At 70.6% G+C, this 16128-nt stretch carries 16 protein-coding genes and 1 pseudogene; 3 read left to right on the forward strand and 14 right to left on the reverse strand.

Annotation, left to right across the window (positions count from 1 at the left end; translation table 11 throughout):
• Nucleotides 1–32: 32 nt before the first annotated feature.
• Nucleotides 33–1499 (reverse strand): IMP dehydrogenase, encoded by a 1467-nt coding sequence (guaB, locus tag BR07_RS0100615; protein ID WP_027503787.1) that lies wholly within the window; start codon nucleotides 1497–1499, stop codon nucleotides 33–35.
• A 287-nt stretch (nucleotides 1500–1786) separates the two neighbouring features.
• On the opposite strand from guaB, the gene BR07_RS0100620 reads away from it, so the two are divergent.
• The gene (locus BR07_RS0100620) at nucleotides 1787–2191 is read left to right on the forward strand and encodes a DUF5319 domain-containing protein (RefSeq protein WP_027503788.1); all 405 of its coding nucleotides are present in this window, start codon (nucleotides 1787–1789) and stop codon (nucleotides 2189–2191) included.
• Nucleotides 2192–2278: 87 nt separating this feature from the next.
• On the opposite strand, the gene BR07_RS22690 is transcribed toward BR07_RS0100620, so the two are convergent.
• The 3 genes from BR07_RS22690 to BR07_RS22695 form a co-directional block, all read right to left on the reverse strand.
• Complete coding sequence (locus BR07_RS22690) at nucleotides 2279–3301, reverse strand: anti-sigma-D factor RsdA (protein ID WP_051612918.1); 1023 nt, start codon at nucleotides 3299–3301, stop codon at nucleotides 2279–2281.
• Nucleotides 3294–3872 carry a sigma-70 family RNA polymerase sigma factor gene (locus BR07_RS0100630; protein WP_027503789.1) on the reverse strand — a complete coding sequence of 193 codons (579 nt, stop codon included), beginning with the start codon at nucleotides 3870–3872 and terminating at the stop codon, nucleotides 3294–3296. The genes BR07_RS22690 and BR07_RS0100630 overlap by 8 nt, the downstream gene beginning before the upstream one ends.
• Before the next feature lie 136 nt (nucleotides 3873–4008).
• Entirely contained in the window at nucleotides 4009–4764 is a 756-nt protein-coding gene (locus BR07_RS22695) for a hypothetical protein (protein ID WP_155956888.1), read from the reverse strand.
• A gap of 298 nt (nucleotides 4765–5062) precedes the next feature.
• Here BR07_RS22695 and BR07_RS0100640 point away from each other — a divergent pair, with 298 nt between their 5' ends.
• A complete protein-coding gene (locus BR07_RS0100640; protein WP_037183820.1) occupies nucleotides 5063–5356 on the forward strand; it encodes a WhiB family transcriptional regulator in 294 nt (97 codons plus the stop codon).
• A gap of 64 nt (nucleotides 5357–5420) precedes the next feature.
• Here BR07_RS0100640 and groL read toward each other — a convergent pair whose 3' ends face one another.
• From groL to BR07_RS27510, 3 genes and pseudogenes are all read right to left on the reverse strand, one after another.
• Nucleotides 5421–7037 carry a chaperonin GroEL gene (gene groL / locus BR07_RS0100645; RefSeq protein WP_027503791.1) on the reverse strand — a complete coding sequence of 539 codons (1617 nt, stop codon included), beginning with the start codon at nucleotides 7035–7037 and terminating at the stop codon, nucleotides 5421–5423.
• 87 nt (nucleotides 7038–7124) lie between these two features.
• Entirely contained in the window at nucleotides 7125–7424 is a 300-nt protein-coding gene (groES, locus tag BR07_RS0100650; protein ID WP_027503792.1) for a co-chaperone GroES, read from the reverse strand.
• A 316-nt stretch (nucleotides 7425–7740) separates the two neighbouring features.
• Nucleotides 7741–7983: pseudogene (locus BR07_RS27510) on the reverse strand (LLM class flavin-dependent oxidoreductase); the annotation flags it as partial.
• A 173-nt stretch (nucleotides 7984–8156) separates the two neighbouring features.
• Between BR07_RS27510 and BR07_RS0100660 the strand changes: the two are divergent.
• Nucleotides 8157–9722, forward strand: coding sequence for an Hsp70 family protein (locus BR07_RS0100660; protein WP_197027703.1), 1566 nt, complete (start codon nucleotides 8157–8159; stop codon nucleotides 9720–9722).
• A 7-nt stretch (nucleotides 9723–9729) separates the two neighbouring features.
• Here the strand turns inward: BR07_RS0100660 and tsaD are convergent, their stop codons facing one another.
• Genes tsaD through BR07_RS0100695 form a run of 7 tightly spaced genes read right to left on the reverse strand, consistent with a single transcriptional unit; the run spans nucleotide 9730 to nucleotide 16124 of the window.
• The gene (gene tsaD / locus BR07_RS0100665; protein ID WP_027503795.1) at nucleotides 9730–10776 is read right to left on the reverse strand and encodes a tRNA (adenosine(37)-N6)-threonylcarbamoyltransferase complex transferase subunit TsaD; all 1047 of its coding nucleotides are present in this window, start codon (nucleotides 10774–10776) and stop codon (nucleotides 9730–9732) included.
• Nucleotides 10773–11255: a ribosomal protein S18-alanine N-acetyltransferase gene (rimI, locus tag BR07_RS0100670; protein ID WP_027503796.1), complete on the reverse strand. Its 483-nt coding sequence runs from the start codon at nucleotides 11253–11255 to the stop codon at nucleotides 10773–10775. Before rimI ends, tsaD begins: the two co-directional genes overlap by 4 nt.
• Nucleotides 11252–11908, reverse strand: a complete 657-nt coding sequence (tsaB, locus tag BR07_RS0100675; RefSeq protein ID WP_027503797.1) for a tRNA (adenosine(37)-N6)-threonylcarbamoyltransferase complex dimerization subunit type 1 TsaB — start codon at nucleotides 11906–11908, stop codon at nucleotides 11252–11254. Before tsaB ends, rimI begins: the two co-directional genes overlap by 4 nt.
• A gap of 21 nt (nucleotides 11909–11929) precedes the next feature.
• Nucleotides 11930–12400, reverse strand: a complete 471-nt coding sequence (gene tsaE / locus BR07_RS0100680; RefSeq protein ID WP_051613037.1) for a tRNA (adenosine(37)-N6)-threonylcarbamoyltransferase complex ATPase subunit type 1 TsaE — start codon at nucleotides 12398–12400, stop codon at nucleotides 11930–11932.
• Nucleotides 12393–13442, reverse strand: coding sequence for an alpha/beta fold hydrolase (locus BR07_RS0100685; protein WP_027503799.1), 1050 nt, complete (start codon nucleotides 13440–13442; stop codon nucleotides 12393–12395). Before BR07_RS0100685 ends, tsaE begins: the two co-directional genes overlap by 8 nt.
• A gap of 20 nt (nucleotides 13443–13462) precedes the next feature.
• Nucleotides 13463–14653: an alanine racemase gene (alr, locus tag BR07_RS0100690; protein WP_027503800.1), complete on the reverse strand. Its 1191-nt coding sequence runs from the start codon at nucleotides 14651–14653 to the stop codon at nucleotides 13463–13465.
• Nucleotides 14654–14693: 40 nt separating this feature from the next.
• Nucleotides 14694–16124, reverse strand: a complete 1431-nt coding sequence (locus BR07_RS0100695) for a bifunctional ADP-dependent NAD(P)H-hydrate dehydratase/NAD(P)H-hydrate epimerase (RefSeq protein ID WP_027503801.1) — start codon at nucleotides 16122–16124, stop codon at nucleotides 14694–14696.
• Between the last annotated feature and the right edge of the window lie 4 nt (nucleotides 16125–16128).

Consider the following 16128-nt stretch of genomic DNA (forward strand, 5'->3'; position numbering starts at 1 on the left):
TCGGGAGGCGCTCGACTCCGGCCGGAATCGAGTCAGCGGGCAGTGTAGTTCGGTGCCTCGACGGTCATCGTGATGTCGTGCGGGTGGCTCTCCTTGAGTCCGGCAGAGGTGATCTGCACGAACTGCGCCTCCTGCAGCTCCTCCACCGAGTTCGACCCCGTGTAGCCCATCGCGGCCCGCAGTCCGCCCGTGAGCTGATGGATGACCTGGGACAGCGGGCCTCGGAACGGCACGCGCCCCTCGATGCCCTCGGGCACCAGCTTGTCCTCGGCCAGCACGTCGTCCTGGAAGTAGCGGTCCTTGGAGAAGGACTTCGTCGCGCCGCGTCCCTGCATGGCGCCCAGCGAACCCATGCCGCGGTAGCTCTTGAACTGCTTGCCGCCCACCAGGATCAGCTCACCGGGCGACTCGGCGGTGCCCGCGAGCAGGGATCCGAGCATCGCGGTGGAAGCGCCGGCGGCGAGAGCTTTGGCGATGTCACCCGAGAACTGCAGTCCGCCGTCGGCGATGACGGGCACACCGGCGGCCTTGCACACCGCGACCGCCTCGAGGATGGCCGTGATCTGCGGGGCACCGACGCCGGCGACGACGCGGGTGGTGCAGATGGAACCGGGACCCACGCCCACCTTCACGGCGTCCGCACCCGCCTCGACCAGGGCGCGCGCTCCCGAGCGGGTGGCGATGTTGCCGCCGACGACCTGGACACGCTCGCCCACCTCGGCCTTGATCTTGCTGACCATTTCGAGGACCTGGGAGTTGTGCCCGTGCGCCGTGTCGACGACGAGCACGTCGCACCCTGCCTCCGCGAGAAGCATCGCGCGGGACCAGGAGTCGTCGCCGACGCCGACGGCGGCACCGACCAGCAGGCGACCGTCGCGGTCCTTGGTGGCGTAGGGGTGCTGCTCGGTCTTGACGAAGTCCTTGACGGTGATCAGACCGGTGAGCCGGCCGTGTCCGTCGACGATGGGTAGCTTCTCGATCTTGTGACGACGCAGCAGGCCCAGCGCGGCGTCGGCCGTGACACCCTCGCGCGCGGTGACCAGCGGAGCCTTGGTCATGACCTCCGCGACGGTGCGGTTCTGGTCGACCTCGAACCGCATGTCGCGGTTGGTGATGATGCCGACCAGTTCGCCGCGCTCGTCGGTGACGGGCAGGCCGGAGATGCGGAACTTGGCGCACAGCGCGTCGACCTCGGCGAGCGTGTCCGACGGCGAGCACGTCACCGGATCCGTGACCATGCCGGCCTCGGACCGCTTGACCACCTCGACCTGCGCCGCCTGATCGGCCGCGGACAGGTTGCGGTGCAGGACGCCCATACCGCCGGCGCGAGCCATGGCGATGGCCATGCGTGCCTCGGTGACGGTGTCCATGGCGCTGGACACCAGGGGGACGCGCAGCCGGATCTCGCGGGTGAGCTGGCTGGACGTGTCCACCTTGCTCGGAATGAGATCCGATGCGGCGGGTATGAGGAGAACGTCGTCGAAGGTGAGGCCCAGCATGGCAACCTTGTTCGGGTCGTCGCCACCGGTGCGGACACGGGTCGCCTCGACGCGGGCGGTCGAGTCCTCTGCGGCGGTCACGGGCCTGTCGGGGGTACTCATACGGATCGGGCCCTCCTGAGCTGCGGTCGATCGATGTGCGAGCCGGGGACTTCCCTCGTCCGCTCGCGGTACATCGTATCGGTCCCCCGCCCGGCGCAGGTCACCCCGTGCGCCGGAGGCAGCCGGACCCCTGCGGAGCCGTGTAGCGCTGGCGCAGACCGGCACTTGCTGCGTACCGTGGACGTGTGCGCGATCAACTGCCTCCAGGTCTGCCGCCGGATCCCTTCGCCGGCGATCCAGCCGACCCCTCGGCCGCCCTCGACGCCATCGAGCCCGGACAGCCCCTCGATCCCCAGGAACGCCTGGCGGTCGAGGAGGATCTCGCGGATCTCGCCGTCTACGAGGCACTGCTCGCCCACCGCGGCGTGCGAGGCCTCGTCGTGTGCTGCGAGGACTGCCAGCAGGACCACTACCACGACTGGGACATGCTGCGCGCGAACCTGCTGCAGCTGCTCGTCGACGGCACGGTGCGTCCCCACGAGCCCGCGTACGACCCCATTCCCGACGCGTACGTCACGTGGGACTACTGCCGCGGGTACGCGGATGCGTCCATGAACGACGCGCTCCAGGGCGACGGGTACGACTCCTAGGACGTCGGCGCGCGACACCACCTCACGACGAAGGCCCGCAGACAGTATCTGCGGGCCTTCGTCGTGCACGTGGTCGGTGACTCGAGGTCAGTTGGGCACCACGGACGTGTCCGGGGTGACCGCCGCCGTCGTCGACGGCACGGGCGCAGGGGCTCGCAGGATCTCCGGCGGGATGGTGACCGTTGTGGTGGGCGCCTGCGGGAACAATTGCAGGTCCGTCGGCAGCGGGAACGGCAGCTGGATGTCGGTCGGCAGCTGCGGGATCTCCGTCGGGAGCGGGACCTGCGGGAGCTGCAGGCTCGGATCGACGGGGATCTCCGGGATGATGTCCTGCGGCACGGTCGGCACCGTGGTGACCGGCGTGGTCGGCAACGCCGGCGGCGGAACGGCGGCCGGCGCTGTCAGCTTCGCCAACTCGTCCGACAGGCGCGTCCACCACATCTGCAGCTGGGCACGCTCGTCCTCGTCGCGGATGCTCTCCGTGCGCTGTGCGGCTTCGGCCAGACGAGTCTTGGCCGTCTCCGCGTCACCACGAGCGAGCAGATCCTCGACCTCCTGCAGCGCCGACGTGGTATCGACCTGCGCGACCGTCGAATCGGCCTGCTGGGTGAAGACGACCTCCTTCACCTTCCACAGGGGATCGCCCGGCATCGCGCTGTACGAGAACGCCGTGACACCACCCGCGAGGAACGCGACGGCGGCCGCGGCACCGGCGACGGGGCGCAGGAAACGCATCCGGCTCCGCGTGCGCTGACGGTGCAGCGCGTCCTCGGCCAGCGCGAGATCGATCGCCGCGGCGACCTGATCGAGATCGGGACTCTCGGGGAGCGGGTCGGCGAGGATGTCGGAACGCCATTCGGCCAGCAGACTGGCCAGGCGATACTCGTCGGAGTCGACGGTCGCGACGGGACCGTCGCTCGCGATCGCATCGATGAGCGCGTCGTCACGGCGCACGGCCATGATGTCGACGGGGCCGGACGACTCGAGGTCGTCGACGGCTCGGGGATCGACGCCACCTGCGCCGGAGGCGTCGGGGCGGCCGGTGGCTCCGTGTCCGGAGGCGCCGTGCCGAGAATCTCCAGCGCTGCCGCGCCACGAGTCCCTAGCCATACTTGTCACCTGCTCCCACTACTTCGTTCTTCAGCTTCGCTATTGCCCGGTGCTGCGCCACACGAACGGCGCCTGCGGTACTACCCACGGCGGCGGCCGTCTCCTCTGCCGACAACCCGACCACCAACCGGAGCACCAGGATCTCGCGGTGTTTCTCCGACAGCGTCGACAGCAGTTCGTTCATGCGGCGTCCTGCCTCCGAATCCAGCGCCCGTTGCTCGGGGCCGTCCTCGATGGACATGACATCCGGTACATCGGCCATCGGTTCGGATTTGTTACGCGACGAGCTGCGATGGGCGTCCGCGACCTTGTGCGATGCGATCCCGTACACGAACGCCATGAAGGGACGGCCCTGGTCCTCGTAGCGCGGCAGCGCTGTCATGACCGCGAGGCACACCTCCTGGGCGACGTCATCAGCAGACAGCTGACCCCTCTCACCTGCACCGACGCGCGCGCGGCAGTACCGGACCACGATCGGCCTGATGGTTTCGAGGACGACGGAGAGAGCCCTTCGGTCGCCGCGAGCAGCTGCGGCGACGGCCGAGTCCAGCCCCTCACCCGTGGCAATCATCGTCAGAGTGTTTCCCACCTCACATCGGGCCCGCTCCGGAATCGAGCGCGCTTCCTCCCGGTCCCCGACGGCCCGGTGCGGAACCTCTCAAGGATAGTCGCCGCCCGACGCGGCTCGACCGAACCGTACGGTTCGGTCACGAGAATTGCCCACCGCGTGACCGGATCGCAACCTCGAACACCCGTCGGACAGCGCCGGCGTCGCGGTCACCGCACGCTTCGGACAGGCAGGCGGAGGCCCACGCGAGCGGGAGCAGGTCGGCGGCGACGGCGTCGTCGCGCACCGCGCGCGCTGCCGTCGCGGCGCCCGCGTGATCACCCCCCACCAGCAGGGCCGCGGCGTGCACCACACGGGACTTGACGAGGTGCCGCGGCGACCGGAACTCCCGTGCCGCCCGAACGGATGCCTCCGCCGCGTCGAGGGCGCGCCGCGCGTCACCCGACGCCATCGCCACCTCCGCCCGGACCCACATCACGCGGAGTGACACTCGCTGGTGCCCCGGCCGGGTGGCGAGCACCGACTCCGCCCGGGCGAGGAGGACGTCGGCCCGCGCGAGGCGGCGGGGACCGATGGCATCGGCGGCGAGACCGACGAGGGCGTCCACGGCGGCGTCGACGTCGATCGCCCGGCGCGGACCTGTCCCACGGGAGAAGCCGCTGTCGACGAGCGCCGCGCCGTCACGCACCGCGGCGTCGGTGTGGCGGCCGAGTTGGCGCAGCAGCGACCCCTCGAGGCTCGCGCTCAGGGACCGCACGGCCGGATCGGCGTCGCGCCGCAGCGACCGGGCCCGGGTGAGCGAGGCGGCGTACCACCCGCGGGCCCCGGCGTCGACGGCCTCCGACCACCGTGTCAGGGAGTCCGGACCGGGCACGGGAGGACACGAGGACTGCACGGGAAACAGAATAGTCTTCGGGCGTTATCCAGGAATTTACACACGAAATGTCACGACATTTCCGGGCACAGTGTGTCGGTGTCTTGTCGACGATGTGACAGGGACATTACGAGGACTCCCCTACCGGCTCGACACCAGAGAAAAGTGTCGTCCGAGTTAATTAATGCCAGCTCGGAGTATGCAGATCACCACGATCGAGACTGTTGACGGTGAAACTCGCCCGGCTCTACGGTTGCGACAGATCGTGAACTGCACCAGAAGAATTCACGACCGTGCGTGAGAGTCCTAGGAGTACACAATGCCCCAGCCCAATCACCTTCCCGGACCCAATGCCGATATCTGGGATTGGCAGATGCACGGATCGTGCCGCGGCGAGGACTCGTCGATGTTCTTCCATCCCGATGGTGAACGAGGACGAGCGCGAGCGCAACGCGAGATGAAGGCCAAGGAGATGTGCCGCGCGTGCCCCGTCCTCGCCCAGTGCCGGAGCCACGCGCTCGCCGTGAGCGAGCCGTACGGCATCTGGGGCGGCATGTCCGAGACCGAGCGAGAGGTCTTCGCGCGGCGCAACCGTCGCCGTCTGGCCTCCTGACCCCACGAACGAGCGAGGCCCCACCGGACAGTGTCCGATGGGGCCTCGCTCGTCGAGAGGGTGGTCAGTGGTTGTGGCCGTGACCGTGGCCGCCCTCGTCCTCGACGACCTCGGGCTTGTCGACGACGGTCGACTCGGTCGTGAGGATCATCTTCGCGACGGACGCGGCGTTCACCACGGCCGAGCGAGTGACCTTGACCGGGTCGATGACGCCGTCGGCGACCAGGTCGCCGTACGTCAGCGTGGCGGCGTTGAAGCCGGTGCCGTCGTCCGCGTCGACGAGCTTGCCGACGACGACGGAACCGTCGATACCGGCGTTGCTCGCGATCCAGTACATCGGGGCCCGCAGCGCGAGGCGCACTGCCTCGACGCCGATGGCCTCGTCGCCCGTCAGACCGAGGTGGTCCTTCAGGCCGCGGCTGGCGTGCACGAGCGCGGCGCCTCCACCGGAGACGATGCCTTCCTCGACAGCTGCCTTGGCGGCGTTGACGGCGTCCTCCACGCGGAACTTGCGCTCCTTGAGGTCGGTCTCGGTGGCGGCACCGACCTTGATGACCGCGACTCCGCCGGCCAGCTTCGCCAGACGCTCCTCGAGCTTCTCGCGGTCCCAGTCGGACTCGGTCGCCTCGATCTCGCGACGGAGCTGTCCGACGCGGTCGGCGATGGCCTCCGCGGTGCCCGCACCCTCGACGATGGTGGTCTCGTCCTTGGTGACGACGACGCGGCGTGCGCTGCCGAGCAGGTCGAGGCCCGCATCCTTGAGGCTGAGGCCGATGTCGGAGTTGATGACGGTGGCACCGGTGACGATGGCGAGGTCCTCGAGGAACGCCTTGCGGCGGTCTCCGAAGAACGGCGCCTTCACCGCGACGGCCTTGACCGTCTTGCGGATCGAGTTCACGACGAGCGTGGACAGTGCCTCGCCCTCGATGTCCTCGGCGATGATGAGAACCGGTTTGCCCGACTCCGCGATCTTCTCCAGGAGCGGCAGGAAATCGGGAAGGGACGAGATCTTCTCGCGGTACAGCAGGATCTGCGCGTCCTCGAAGACCGCTTCCTGACTGTCCGGATCGGTGACGAAGTACGGCGAGAGGTAGCCCTTGCCGAACTGCACGCCCTCGGTGATGACGAGTTCGGAGACGAGCGAGCTCGACTCCTCGACCGTCACGACACCGTCGGCGCCGACGCGGGTGAGCGCCTCGCCGACCATCTGGCCGATGACCTCGTCGCGGGACGACACGGTGGCGACCTGCGCGATGGACTTCTCGCCCTGCACGGGAACCGCGGCGGCGAGCAGTGCCTCGGACACGTGCTCGACGGCCTTGGTGATGCCGGCGCCGAGCGCGATGGGGTTGGCACCGGCGGCGACGTTCTTGAGCCCCTGCTTGACCAGGGCCTGTGCCAGTACCGTCGCCGTCGTCGTACCGTCACCGGCGACGTCGTTGGTCTTGGTGGCGACGCTCTTGACGAGCTGTGCGCCGAGGTTCTCGAAGGGATCCTCGAGGTCGATCTCACGGGCGATGGACACGCCGTCGTTGGTGACGGTGGGACCACCGAAGGCTTTGGCCAGCACCACGTGCCGGCCGCGGGGCCCGAGGGTGACCTTGACGGCGTCGGCGAGCTTGTCGACGCCCCTCTCGAGGCTGCGTCGTGCGACCTCGTTGAATTCGATTTGCTTGGACATGTGGCCTACCAACTCCTCATCAGTACGGCGTGACGCATTCCGCCCCGGGTCCTCGAGACAAGGACACCGGGGCGGAAGGCGTGGGGCTTACTTGGAGATGACTGCCAGCACGTCGCGTGCGGACAGGATCAGGTACTCCTCGCCGGCGTACTTGATCTCGGTGCCGCCGTACTTGCTGTAGATGACGGTGTCACCCTCTTTGACGTCGACAGGGATGCGATTTCCCTTGTCGGTCACTCGGCCTTCACCCACGGCCACCACGGTGCCCTCCTGGGGCTTCTCCTTGGCGGTGTCGGGGATGACCAGGCCGGAGGCGGTCGTCGTCTCGGCCTCGACGGCCTGGACGAGGATCTTGTCCTCGAGCGGCTTGATGTTCACGCCTGCCACGATGAGCCCTCCACTTTCACGATTGTCGGTCCGGGGCTGGTCCCCGGCACGGATTGTGCTGGTGTTCGTCCTGCTGGGTACTGCTCTGGTTCACGACGCACGATTGCGGTGGCCCGTCGTCGCGGGTGCCGGGTCACTGAACCTGTCGTCGACTAGCACTCTATACACGCGAGTGCCAGCACTCAACCTTCACGAGTGCACATTCTCGTGTCGCGTCGAGGACGCCATCGCCTCGCGGACCAGAGGCGCGACCTCGCGGCCCAGAAGTTCGACGGAGCGCAGCACCGTCTCGTGGGGCAGCGTGCCGACGCTGATGCGTCAGACGGATGCGCTCGGTCCGCGCCGCGATCGCCGCGAGCACGACGGCGGGCGCGGACGCGGCGAAGTCCTCGCGGTGATGCTCACCGACGCCGTACACGTCCAGTCCCACCTCGTCGGCGAGCTGGGCCTCCTCGACCACCTCGCGCAGTCGTCGACCGTGGCCGCGCACCTCCTGGACTCCCTCCTCCGGGTAGGTCTCGGCGAGGGTGGTGATGCCGATCTCGACGCTCGCAGACACGGTGACGCGCCCCTTTCTCACTTTCGTGACGTCTCGTCATTGCACTGGTCAGGAACGGGTTCGGTGTCCTTCCGCGGGTGGAACCAGCGCGGGATGTGCACCTTTTCCGGCGGAGTTCGGTAACATTCGTATAACGGCAGCGTAGGAACGACCGCCCGAGGAGGTGCATGCACGTGTCGGACACACAGCAGGAGAGTGTGGTCCCCGAACCCACCATCGGGGTCTCGGCAGGGTCCGAGGTGGTGTGCTGCGCCGTCCTCACCACCGCTCCCGACGGTACCGAGACCTTCGACTACCGCACCGTGACCGCCGAGGGCGCCCGCTCCGACATCGGTGACCTGGTTGCCACCTCGCTCGATCTCGCGTCCCACCACCTCGTCGACGACGACACCCGCCCCGCCACGTCGGGCGGACGTATCGCCGTGGCGCATCGCGGCGGTGTCGGGTCGCGGTCCATTCTGTCGGCGACCCGTCGTCATCACGTGACGGACGACCATCTGGTGACCGATACCGACGCTCTGCTGTGCTGGCTCCGGCACACCGGCGAGGTGGCGCGGTACGGCCACGTCCTGCTCGTCGACGTCGGCGCCTCGGGCACCACCACGACGGTGATCGATCAGGTCGACGGCACCGTGCGCGCGGTCCGGCGCACCGACGAGGTCAGCGGAGCCGTCCTCGACGCGCACCTCCTCGCCCTGACCGCCGAGAGGCTGCCCGCGGTCACCACCTCGGATCGCCCGGTGGTCGCGGCACGTCTGCGCACGGCCAAGGAGCAACTGTCCTTCCACGAGTCCGTCACCGTGGATCTGCCCGGAGCCGAGACGCTCACCGTGACTCGCGCCGAGATGGTCGTCGCCATCGCCGCACCGTTGGCTGCGCTGCGCGAGCTGGTTCTCGAGGTGCTCGACGAGGCCGGCCCGACCGCACGCCCCGAGGCGGCCGCCGTGGTCGGCGGCGGCGCCCACGTGCCCGCCGTGGTCGAGACCATCACCCACGCCGCCGACGTGCCCGCGGTGCCGACGCCCGAACCCGATGCCGCCGTGGCCAAGGGCGCAGCCCTGCTGGCCCGCGACCTCGGCCACTCGGTGCTGCCCGCGTCCACCCGGCCGCCCACCTCGATCGCCGGGGGCCTGCGTACGGTCGGGCTGCTCGCCGCGGCGTGCGCGGCCATGGCCGTCGTGCTCGCGTACGGCGTCCAGGCCCTGACCCCGTCGAGCGAGCCGGCCGTCACCACGGTGGCCACCTCGGAACTCCCGAACTCGACCACGGAGGAGACGGCCACCAGCGCGTCGGCACCCGAGGCGGCGCCGCCGGCTCTGACCGGTGGGTGGGAGGACGACGCGCCGGAGCCCACGGCCGCGGAACCGTGGCCGACGACCGACTACACCTACACCCCCGAGGTGCGTCCCTACCCGACTCGCTCGTCGTCACCGTCGGCCACGGCGACGACGACCGTGGCGCCGCCGACATCCACCACCCCGACACTCCGCCCGGCTCCCGATCTTCCGGTCATCGTCCTGCCGGACGTTCCCGGAATCCCGCCGTGGTGGACGGACCTGACCAGTGTGCTGCCGACCCCGCCGGTGACGACGCCGGAGAGCACGCCCGAGTCCGGATCGACACCGGTGTCGCCCGCGCCCGGTGCCGTGGTGCCGGAGTCCGTGCTCCCCGAGGGCCTCGTTCCCGTACCGACCACGTCCGCTCCGGCGGTCACACCGTCGACTGCACCACCCGCCTGACGGGCCGTCAGACGACCTGGCTGACCGAGACGGGCAGGCCCGGATCGGTCGCCGCCGTCAGTGGTGACGGCTCGGCTCCGGATGCAGCGATGTGCGCCCCGAGCGTGGCGATCATGACGCCGTTGTCGGTGCATCGACGCGGAGTGGGCACGCGCAACGTCACCCCGGCCGCGGCGCACCGCTCCTCGGCGAGCGATCGGATACGCGAGTTCGCAGTGGCACCGCCGCCCAGGACGAGGGTGCCGATCCCCCGGTCGGTCACAGCGCGCAGCGCCTTCATCGTCAGGACATCGGCGACGGCCTCCTGGAACGACGCGGCCACGTCGGCCACCACGATCGGATGGCCGGCGCGCTGCGCCGACTCGACGTGGCGAGCCACCGCGGTCTTGAGGCCGGAGAACGAGAAGTCGTAGCGGGAGTCGCGCGGTCCGGTCATGCCGCGAGGAAACGCGACGGCGCGCGGATCACCCTCCGCGGCGAGCGCGTCGAGCACGGGACCGCCGGGATACCCGAGTCCGAGGAGCCGGGCGACCTTGTCGAAGGCCTCTCCCGCCGCATCGTCGACGGTGCTGCCCAGTTCGACGATCGGTTCGGCCAGGGAGGACACCTCGAGCAGATGCGTGTGTCCGCCCGAGACCAGCAGCGCGACACACTCCGGCATCGGGCCGTGCTCAAGGGTGTCCACCGCGACGTGACCACCGAGATGGTTGACCGCGTAGAACGGCACGTTCCACGCCGCCGCGTAGGCCTTCGCCGCCGCGACACCGACGAGGAGCGCTCCGGCGAGGCCCGGTCCGATGGTGACGGCGACGGCGTCCGGGCGACGAATACCCGCCTGCGCCAACGCTCGTCGCATCGTGGGCACGATGGCCTCGAGGTGTGCGCGCGATGCGATCTCGGGGACGACACCACCGAAGCGGGCGTGCTCGTCGACACTGGACGCGACCTCGTCGGCGAGCATCTCGCACGTGCCGGTGCCCGACGCGTCTCCGGTGTAGCGGACGATGCCGACACCGGTCTCGTCGCACGAACTCTCGATCCCCATGACGATCACGGGTGACCACCTCTCGTAGTCGGGGCGGGCCTGGTCATGGTGTACGCGTCCGCACCGCTGGGCTGGTAGTAGCGGCGGCGCGTCCCGACGATGTCGAAGCCCGCCCGGCGGTACAACTCGATGGCCGGCTCGTTGTCGGTGCGCACCTCGAGGAACACCGGACCGCCGTGCAGGTCCGCCTCGTGCAGCAACGCGTCGAGCAGTGCCCTGCCGATACCGCGACGCTGCGCGGCGGGATCGACGCCGATGGTGTGGACCTCGGACTCGGTGTCCTCGCCCTTGCCCAGCAACGCGATCCCGGCGTACCCGACGGCCCGACCGTCGTCCTCTCGCACGACGAAGTACCGCACGTGCGGGCCGCGCAGTTCCTCGACGAAGGCCGATGCGGGCCAGGGCCCGTCGGTGGGGAACAGCACGGCCTCGAGCTCCGCGCACCGGTCCGCGTCCTCGACGCGCATCGGTTCGACCGTGCCGATCATGCGCGGGTCTTCGCCGCTCGATCGGCCGTCGCGACCGCGTCGGGACGCCGGAGATACTGCGGCACCAACGACGTCGGCTCCGCGCCGGAGCGCAGCGCCTGCGCGGCCACGGCGACGAGGCATTCCGGGGACGGACTCTCGACCGGTTCCACGGGCAGGTCCACCAGATCGACGTGCAGTGCCGATCCGGCCACCACCGTCGACTCCCCCACGACGATGTCCGCGGCGGGCGAGACGAACGGTCCGGCGACGCGCTCGGCGCCGCGGAACCGTGCCCAGTACACCTCCCGGCGACGCGCATCCGTGACGACGAGGACCTCGCGATCACCGGGCACGGCCGCGGCGATGGCATCGAGACTGCCGACACCGTGCACCGGGATGCCGAGGGCGTCACCGAAGGCGGCTCCCGTCGCCATGCCCACGCGCAGGCCGGTGAACGGCCCCGGTCCGGTGCCGACGACGACAGCGGACAGGTCGTCCGCGCTGATGCCGGCGTCGGAGAGGCACTCGAGGATGTGTGGGGTGAGAACTTCGGCGTGCTTACGGGCGTCGACGGTGACGCGCGTCGCGAGCGGCTGCGGGCCGGTGTCGTCGAGCCGCACCACCCCGGCCGTCACGGCGGGAGTGGAGGTGTCCACGGCGAGTATCAGCACGGGGATCCAGATTACCCGTGCTCACCCGATCCACTGCCACGTGGCGGTGCGGACGTCGGACTCCGGCTCGCGCCGCAGCCGGATCAGCAGGTGCCGGTCGGCGAGGGCCTCCGCGATGCCCTCGCCCCACTCCACGACGACGACGGAGTCCGCCAGCTCGGTGTCGAGGTCGAGGGCGTCGAGCTCGTCCATCGCCGAGGCGCCGGTTCCGAGCCCCAGCCGGTAGGCGTCGACGTGCACGAGCCCGGGGCCGGTGTCCCCGCCGGCGCGGTGGGTGCGCGCGATCATGAACGTCGGCGAGCTCACGCGGCCGAGCACGCCGAGTCCGCGGGCGAGACCCTTCGTCAGCGTCGTCTTACCTGCGCCGAGGGGTCCGTCGAGCACCACGACGTCGCCCGCTTCGAGCTCCGCGGCGAGGCGCTCGCCCAGGAGCTCGGTGTCCTCGGCCGTCGAGAGGACGGCCTCCCCCTCGACCGGCACCGCGTCAGCCAACGGTTCGCCTCGTCGGTTCGGCGCGGACCCGTCCGTCGCGTGCACGCTGTACCAGACGGTCCAGGGCGTCGTTCACCTCGTCGGGGAACTCGAGCTGCACCAGGTGACCGGCGCGGCGGACCCGGACCATCTCGGCGTGCGGGAGCGCGTCGGCCAGCTGCTCCGACTTGTCGAACGGGATGACCCAGTCGTCGTCGCCGCACAGCACCAGGGTCGCCGTGTCCGCGATGACGGGCAGCGCCTCCAGTTCGTCGTGCAGCTCGAGCGCCTGGAGAAAGTTGACCATCGTCACCACCGAGGTGTCGTGGATCATCTGCTCGGCGAACGCCTCGAGGGCGGGACTGACCGCGGTGCCGAACGACGCCGCGCGCAGCACCGGGGCGATGACCCCGCGCACGACACCGCGGCCGAACTGGACCGCACCCGGAGCGGTCCGCACCGCGAGCCGGAACGCGTCGACGGCCGGATTCTGGAGGTTCCGTCCGAGACCGGTACGCGCGAGACCCGCTGCGGTGGTGGACATCAGCGCGACTCCGACGACCCGCTCGGCCACCGCGTCGGGGAACTGGCGAGTGGCCGCGAGCACCGACATGCCGCCCATCGAGTGGCCCACCAGCACCAGCGGCCCACGCGGTGCGACGGCCCGGATCACGTCGGCGAGATCGATGCCGAGGCGGGCGATGTCGCACTCGTCCGGCGAGACGTCGCCGGATCGGCCGTGACCGCGCTGGTCGTAGAACACCATCCGCACGTCGTCGCCCCACCGGCGGGCGAGCTCGCGGCGCTGGTAGTGCCAGCACTCCATGCGCAGGCAGTACCCGTGCACGAACACCACGGTCAGCGGCGCCTCGAGTGGACCGACCTCGCGCACCGCCAGCGGCACTCCGTCTCCGCTGGCGACGACGCACCCGCGATCGAACTCCATCGACTCGAAGTCCTCGCGCCGACCGGCGTCGGGCACCGGCGGGCCCACCCGGCGCCGCACCGCCGTGATGCCGGCCACGGCGGCCACGGCCGCGATACTGGCTGCGCCCCCGGCCATTCCGGCGAGACGGGCGCTGATCACGAGACCCCTCCGGCGAACGTCCGTCGTACTCGACCGCGGATACCGGTCACCACCTCGTAGTTGATCGTGTCGAGCGTCTCCGCCCAGTCCTGGGCCGTGGGCTCCCCGTGGTCGCCCGGTCCGAAGAGGTACGCGGTGTCCCCCTCGGCGACGTCGGGACGGCCGGGTCCGAGGTCGACGACGATCTGGTCCATGCACACCCGGCCCACCGCCGGATACCGCACGCCGTGGATCGACACCTCGTATCGGTTCTTCAGCGCACGCGTGATGCCGTCGGCGTAGCCCACGGGCAGCAACGCCACCGTCGTGTCGACGGGAGCGATCCACTCGTGGCCGTAGGAGACGCCGTCGCCGGCAGCCACCCGCTTGAGCAGGATCACCGTGGCGCGCAGCGTCATCACGGGGCGCAGTCCGAACCATCCGAGATGGGGTGCCGGGGACAGGCCGTACAGCGCGATGCCCGGTCGGACCATGTCGTAGGCCAGGTCGGGGCGGGTCAGGGCACCGGCGGAATTGGCGATGTGCCGTACCTCGGGTGCCACGCCCGCTCGGGCCATCGCGTCCGCGGCGGCGTCGAAGCGCTCCTTCTGCCGGTCGTTGATCGGATCGCCGGGCACGTCCGCATCGACCAGGTGGGAGAACAGGCCGCGCACGCGCAGCGCGCCACCACGCTGCTCCGCCACCAGGGCGTCGACGGCCGCGTCGAACTCGTCCGCACCCACCCCGTTGCGATTCATGCCGGTGTCGACCTTGAGGGACACCACGGCGGGACGGCCGACACGGCGTGCGGCGTCGGCGACCTCCGCTATCTGACGGGGCGAGGACACGCCGATCTCGACGTCCGAGTCGATCAGTCCCGTGAAGTCGGTGCCGGGGGCGTGCAACCAGCACAGCACCGGCGCCGTGAGACCCGCGGCGCGCAGTCCGAGCGCCTCCGCAGCCGTGGCGACACCGAGTTCGCGAGCACCGGCCGCGAGCGCCGCCCGAGCGACCTCCACTCCGCCGTGGTTGTAGCCGTCCGCCTTGACGACGGCCATCACCGCAGCATCGCCGGCGTGCTCGATCAGGATGCGGGTGTTGTGCGCGACGGCGTCCAGATCGATCAGCGCCTCGGCCTGCGGGCGAGAAGTCGGAGCCGGTGCGACCGGACTCGTCGGCACCTCCTGCGCGCTGTTCACCGGCGTCATTCTGCCATCGACACCCCGCACCGACATGCGGTGGCGGGTGTCAGGCCTGTGCGCGGAGGTCGCCGACCGCGTCCGCAACGGCGCGGAGCAGCGGGGAGGCGGAGATGGGAGCAGCGGTACGCCGACCTCGATCGGTGGCGGCGAGCGCGGCCGCCCGCGAGTGCGCGCGAGCGCCCATGACGGCGGCGATGCGGGCCGACACGCCCGCCGCGAGGAGCGCTCCGATCATGCCGGACAGCACGTCGCCGGACCCGGCCGTCGAGGACCAGGACGACCCCGCGTCGTCGACGGAGACGGTGCCGTCGGAATCCGCGATCACCGTCGCTCGCCCCTTGAGCAGCACCGTCACGTTCCAGTCGGCCGCGAGGGCACGGACGGACCGGACACGATCGGGTCCGGGCGCGGACCCGGTGAGTCGCTCGAACTCTCCAGCGTGCGGTGTCAGCACGGTCGCCGACGACCGTCCGCGCACCAGCTCGGGTCGCTGCGACAGCACGGTCAGTCCGTCGGCGTCGACGAGGACCGGGACGTCGGACTCCAGGACGGAGCGCAGCCGGTCGGCCGCGTCGTCGTCGGTACCGAAGCCGGGCCCTACCACCCAGGCCTGTACACGTCCTGCCTCGTCGACCGAACGGGCGGTGACCACCTCCGGGTAGTGATGCACCACCTCGGCGCCGCCCTGCCCGACGTAGCGGACCATGCCGGACGTCGCCGCCACCGCAGCGCCCGTGCACAGCACGCCCGCGCCGGGATACTTCTCGCTGCCCGCCATGATGCCGGTGACGCCCTGGGAGTACTTGTCGTCCGCAGGTCCGGGTACCGGCCACGCGCGGCCCACCTCGCCGTCGTCGGGAGACGTGATCGTCGCGGCGTCCGGAACGAGGCCGATGTCGATCAGGTGCAGCTCGCCGCACCACGCGCTCGCGAGCAGGTGCACCGGCTTGTAGGCGCCGAACGCCACCGTCACGGCGGCACGGACGGCGGGACCGTCGACGTCGCCCGTGTCCGGGTCGACACCCGACGGCAGGTCCGCAGCCACGACGGGGGCGGTGAGTCCGTCGACGATCGCGGCCGCGTCCGGTCGGAGCGATCCCCGCGCGGACAGGCCGACGATGCCGTCGATCACCAGATCGGGGTCGCCGGCCCGCGTCACCACACGTCCCGTGGCGGCCCGGAACGCCGCCAGTGCGGCGGGGTGGGCGCGATCGGGGCGGAGCAGCAGTGCCTCCACGGCGACACCGCGTCGGCGTAGTTCGGCGCCGGCGAACAGCGCGTCGCCGCCGTTGTCCCCGGCCCCGGCGAGAACGAGCACCCGTCTGCCGACCACCCCGCCGGTGCGGGCCCGGAGTTCACGAGCGACGACCGTCGCCAGTCCGTGGGCCGCGCGGCGCATCGCCGCGTACTCGGGCAGTCGGGCCAGCAGCGGGGCTTCCGCCGCTCGCACCTCGTCGGCGGTGTGGAAGTGACGCATGCGT

The sequence above is a fragment of the Rhodococcus sp. UNC23MFCrub1.1 genome, from assembly GCF_000686025.1.
GTDB lineage: Bacteria > Actinomycetota > Actinomycetes > Mycobacteriales > Mycobacteriaceae > Rhodococcoides.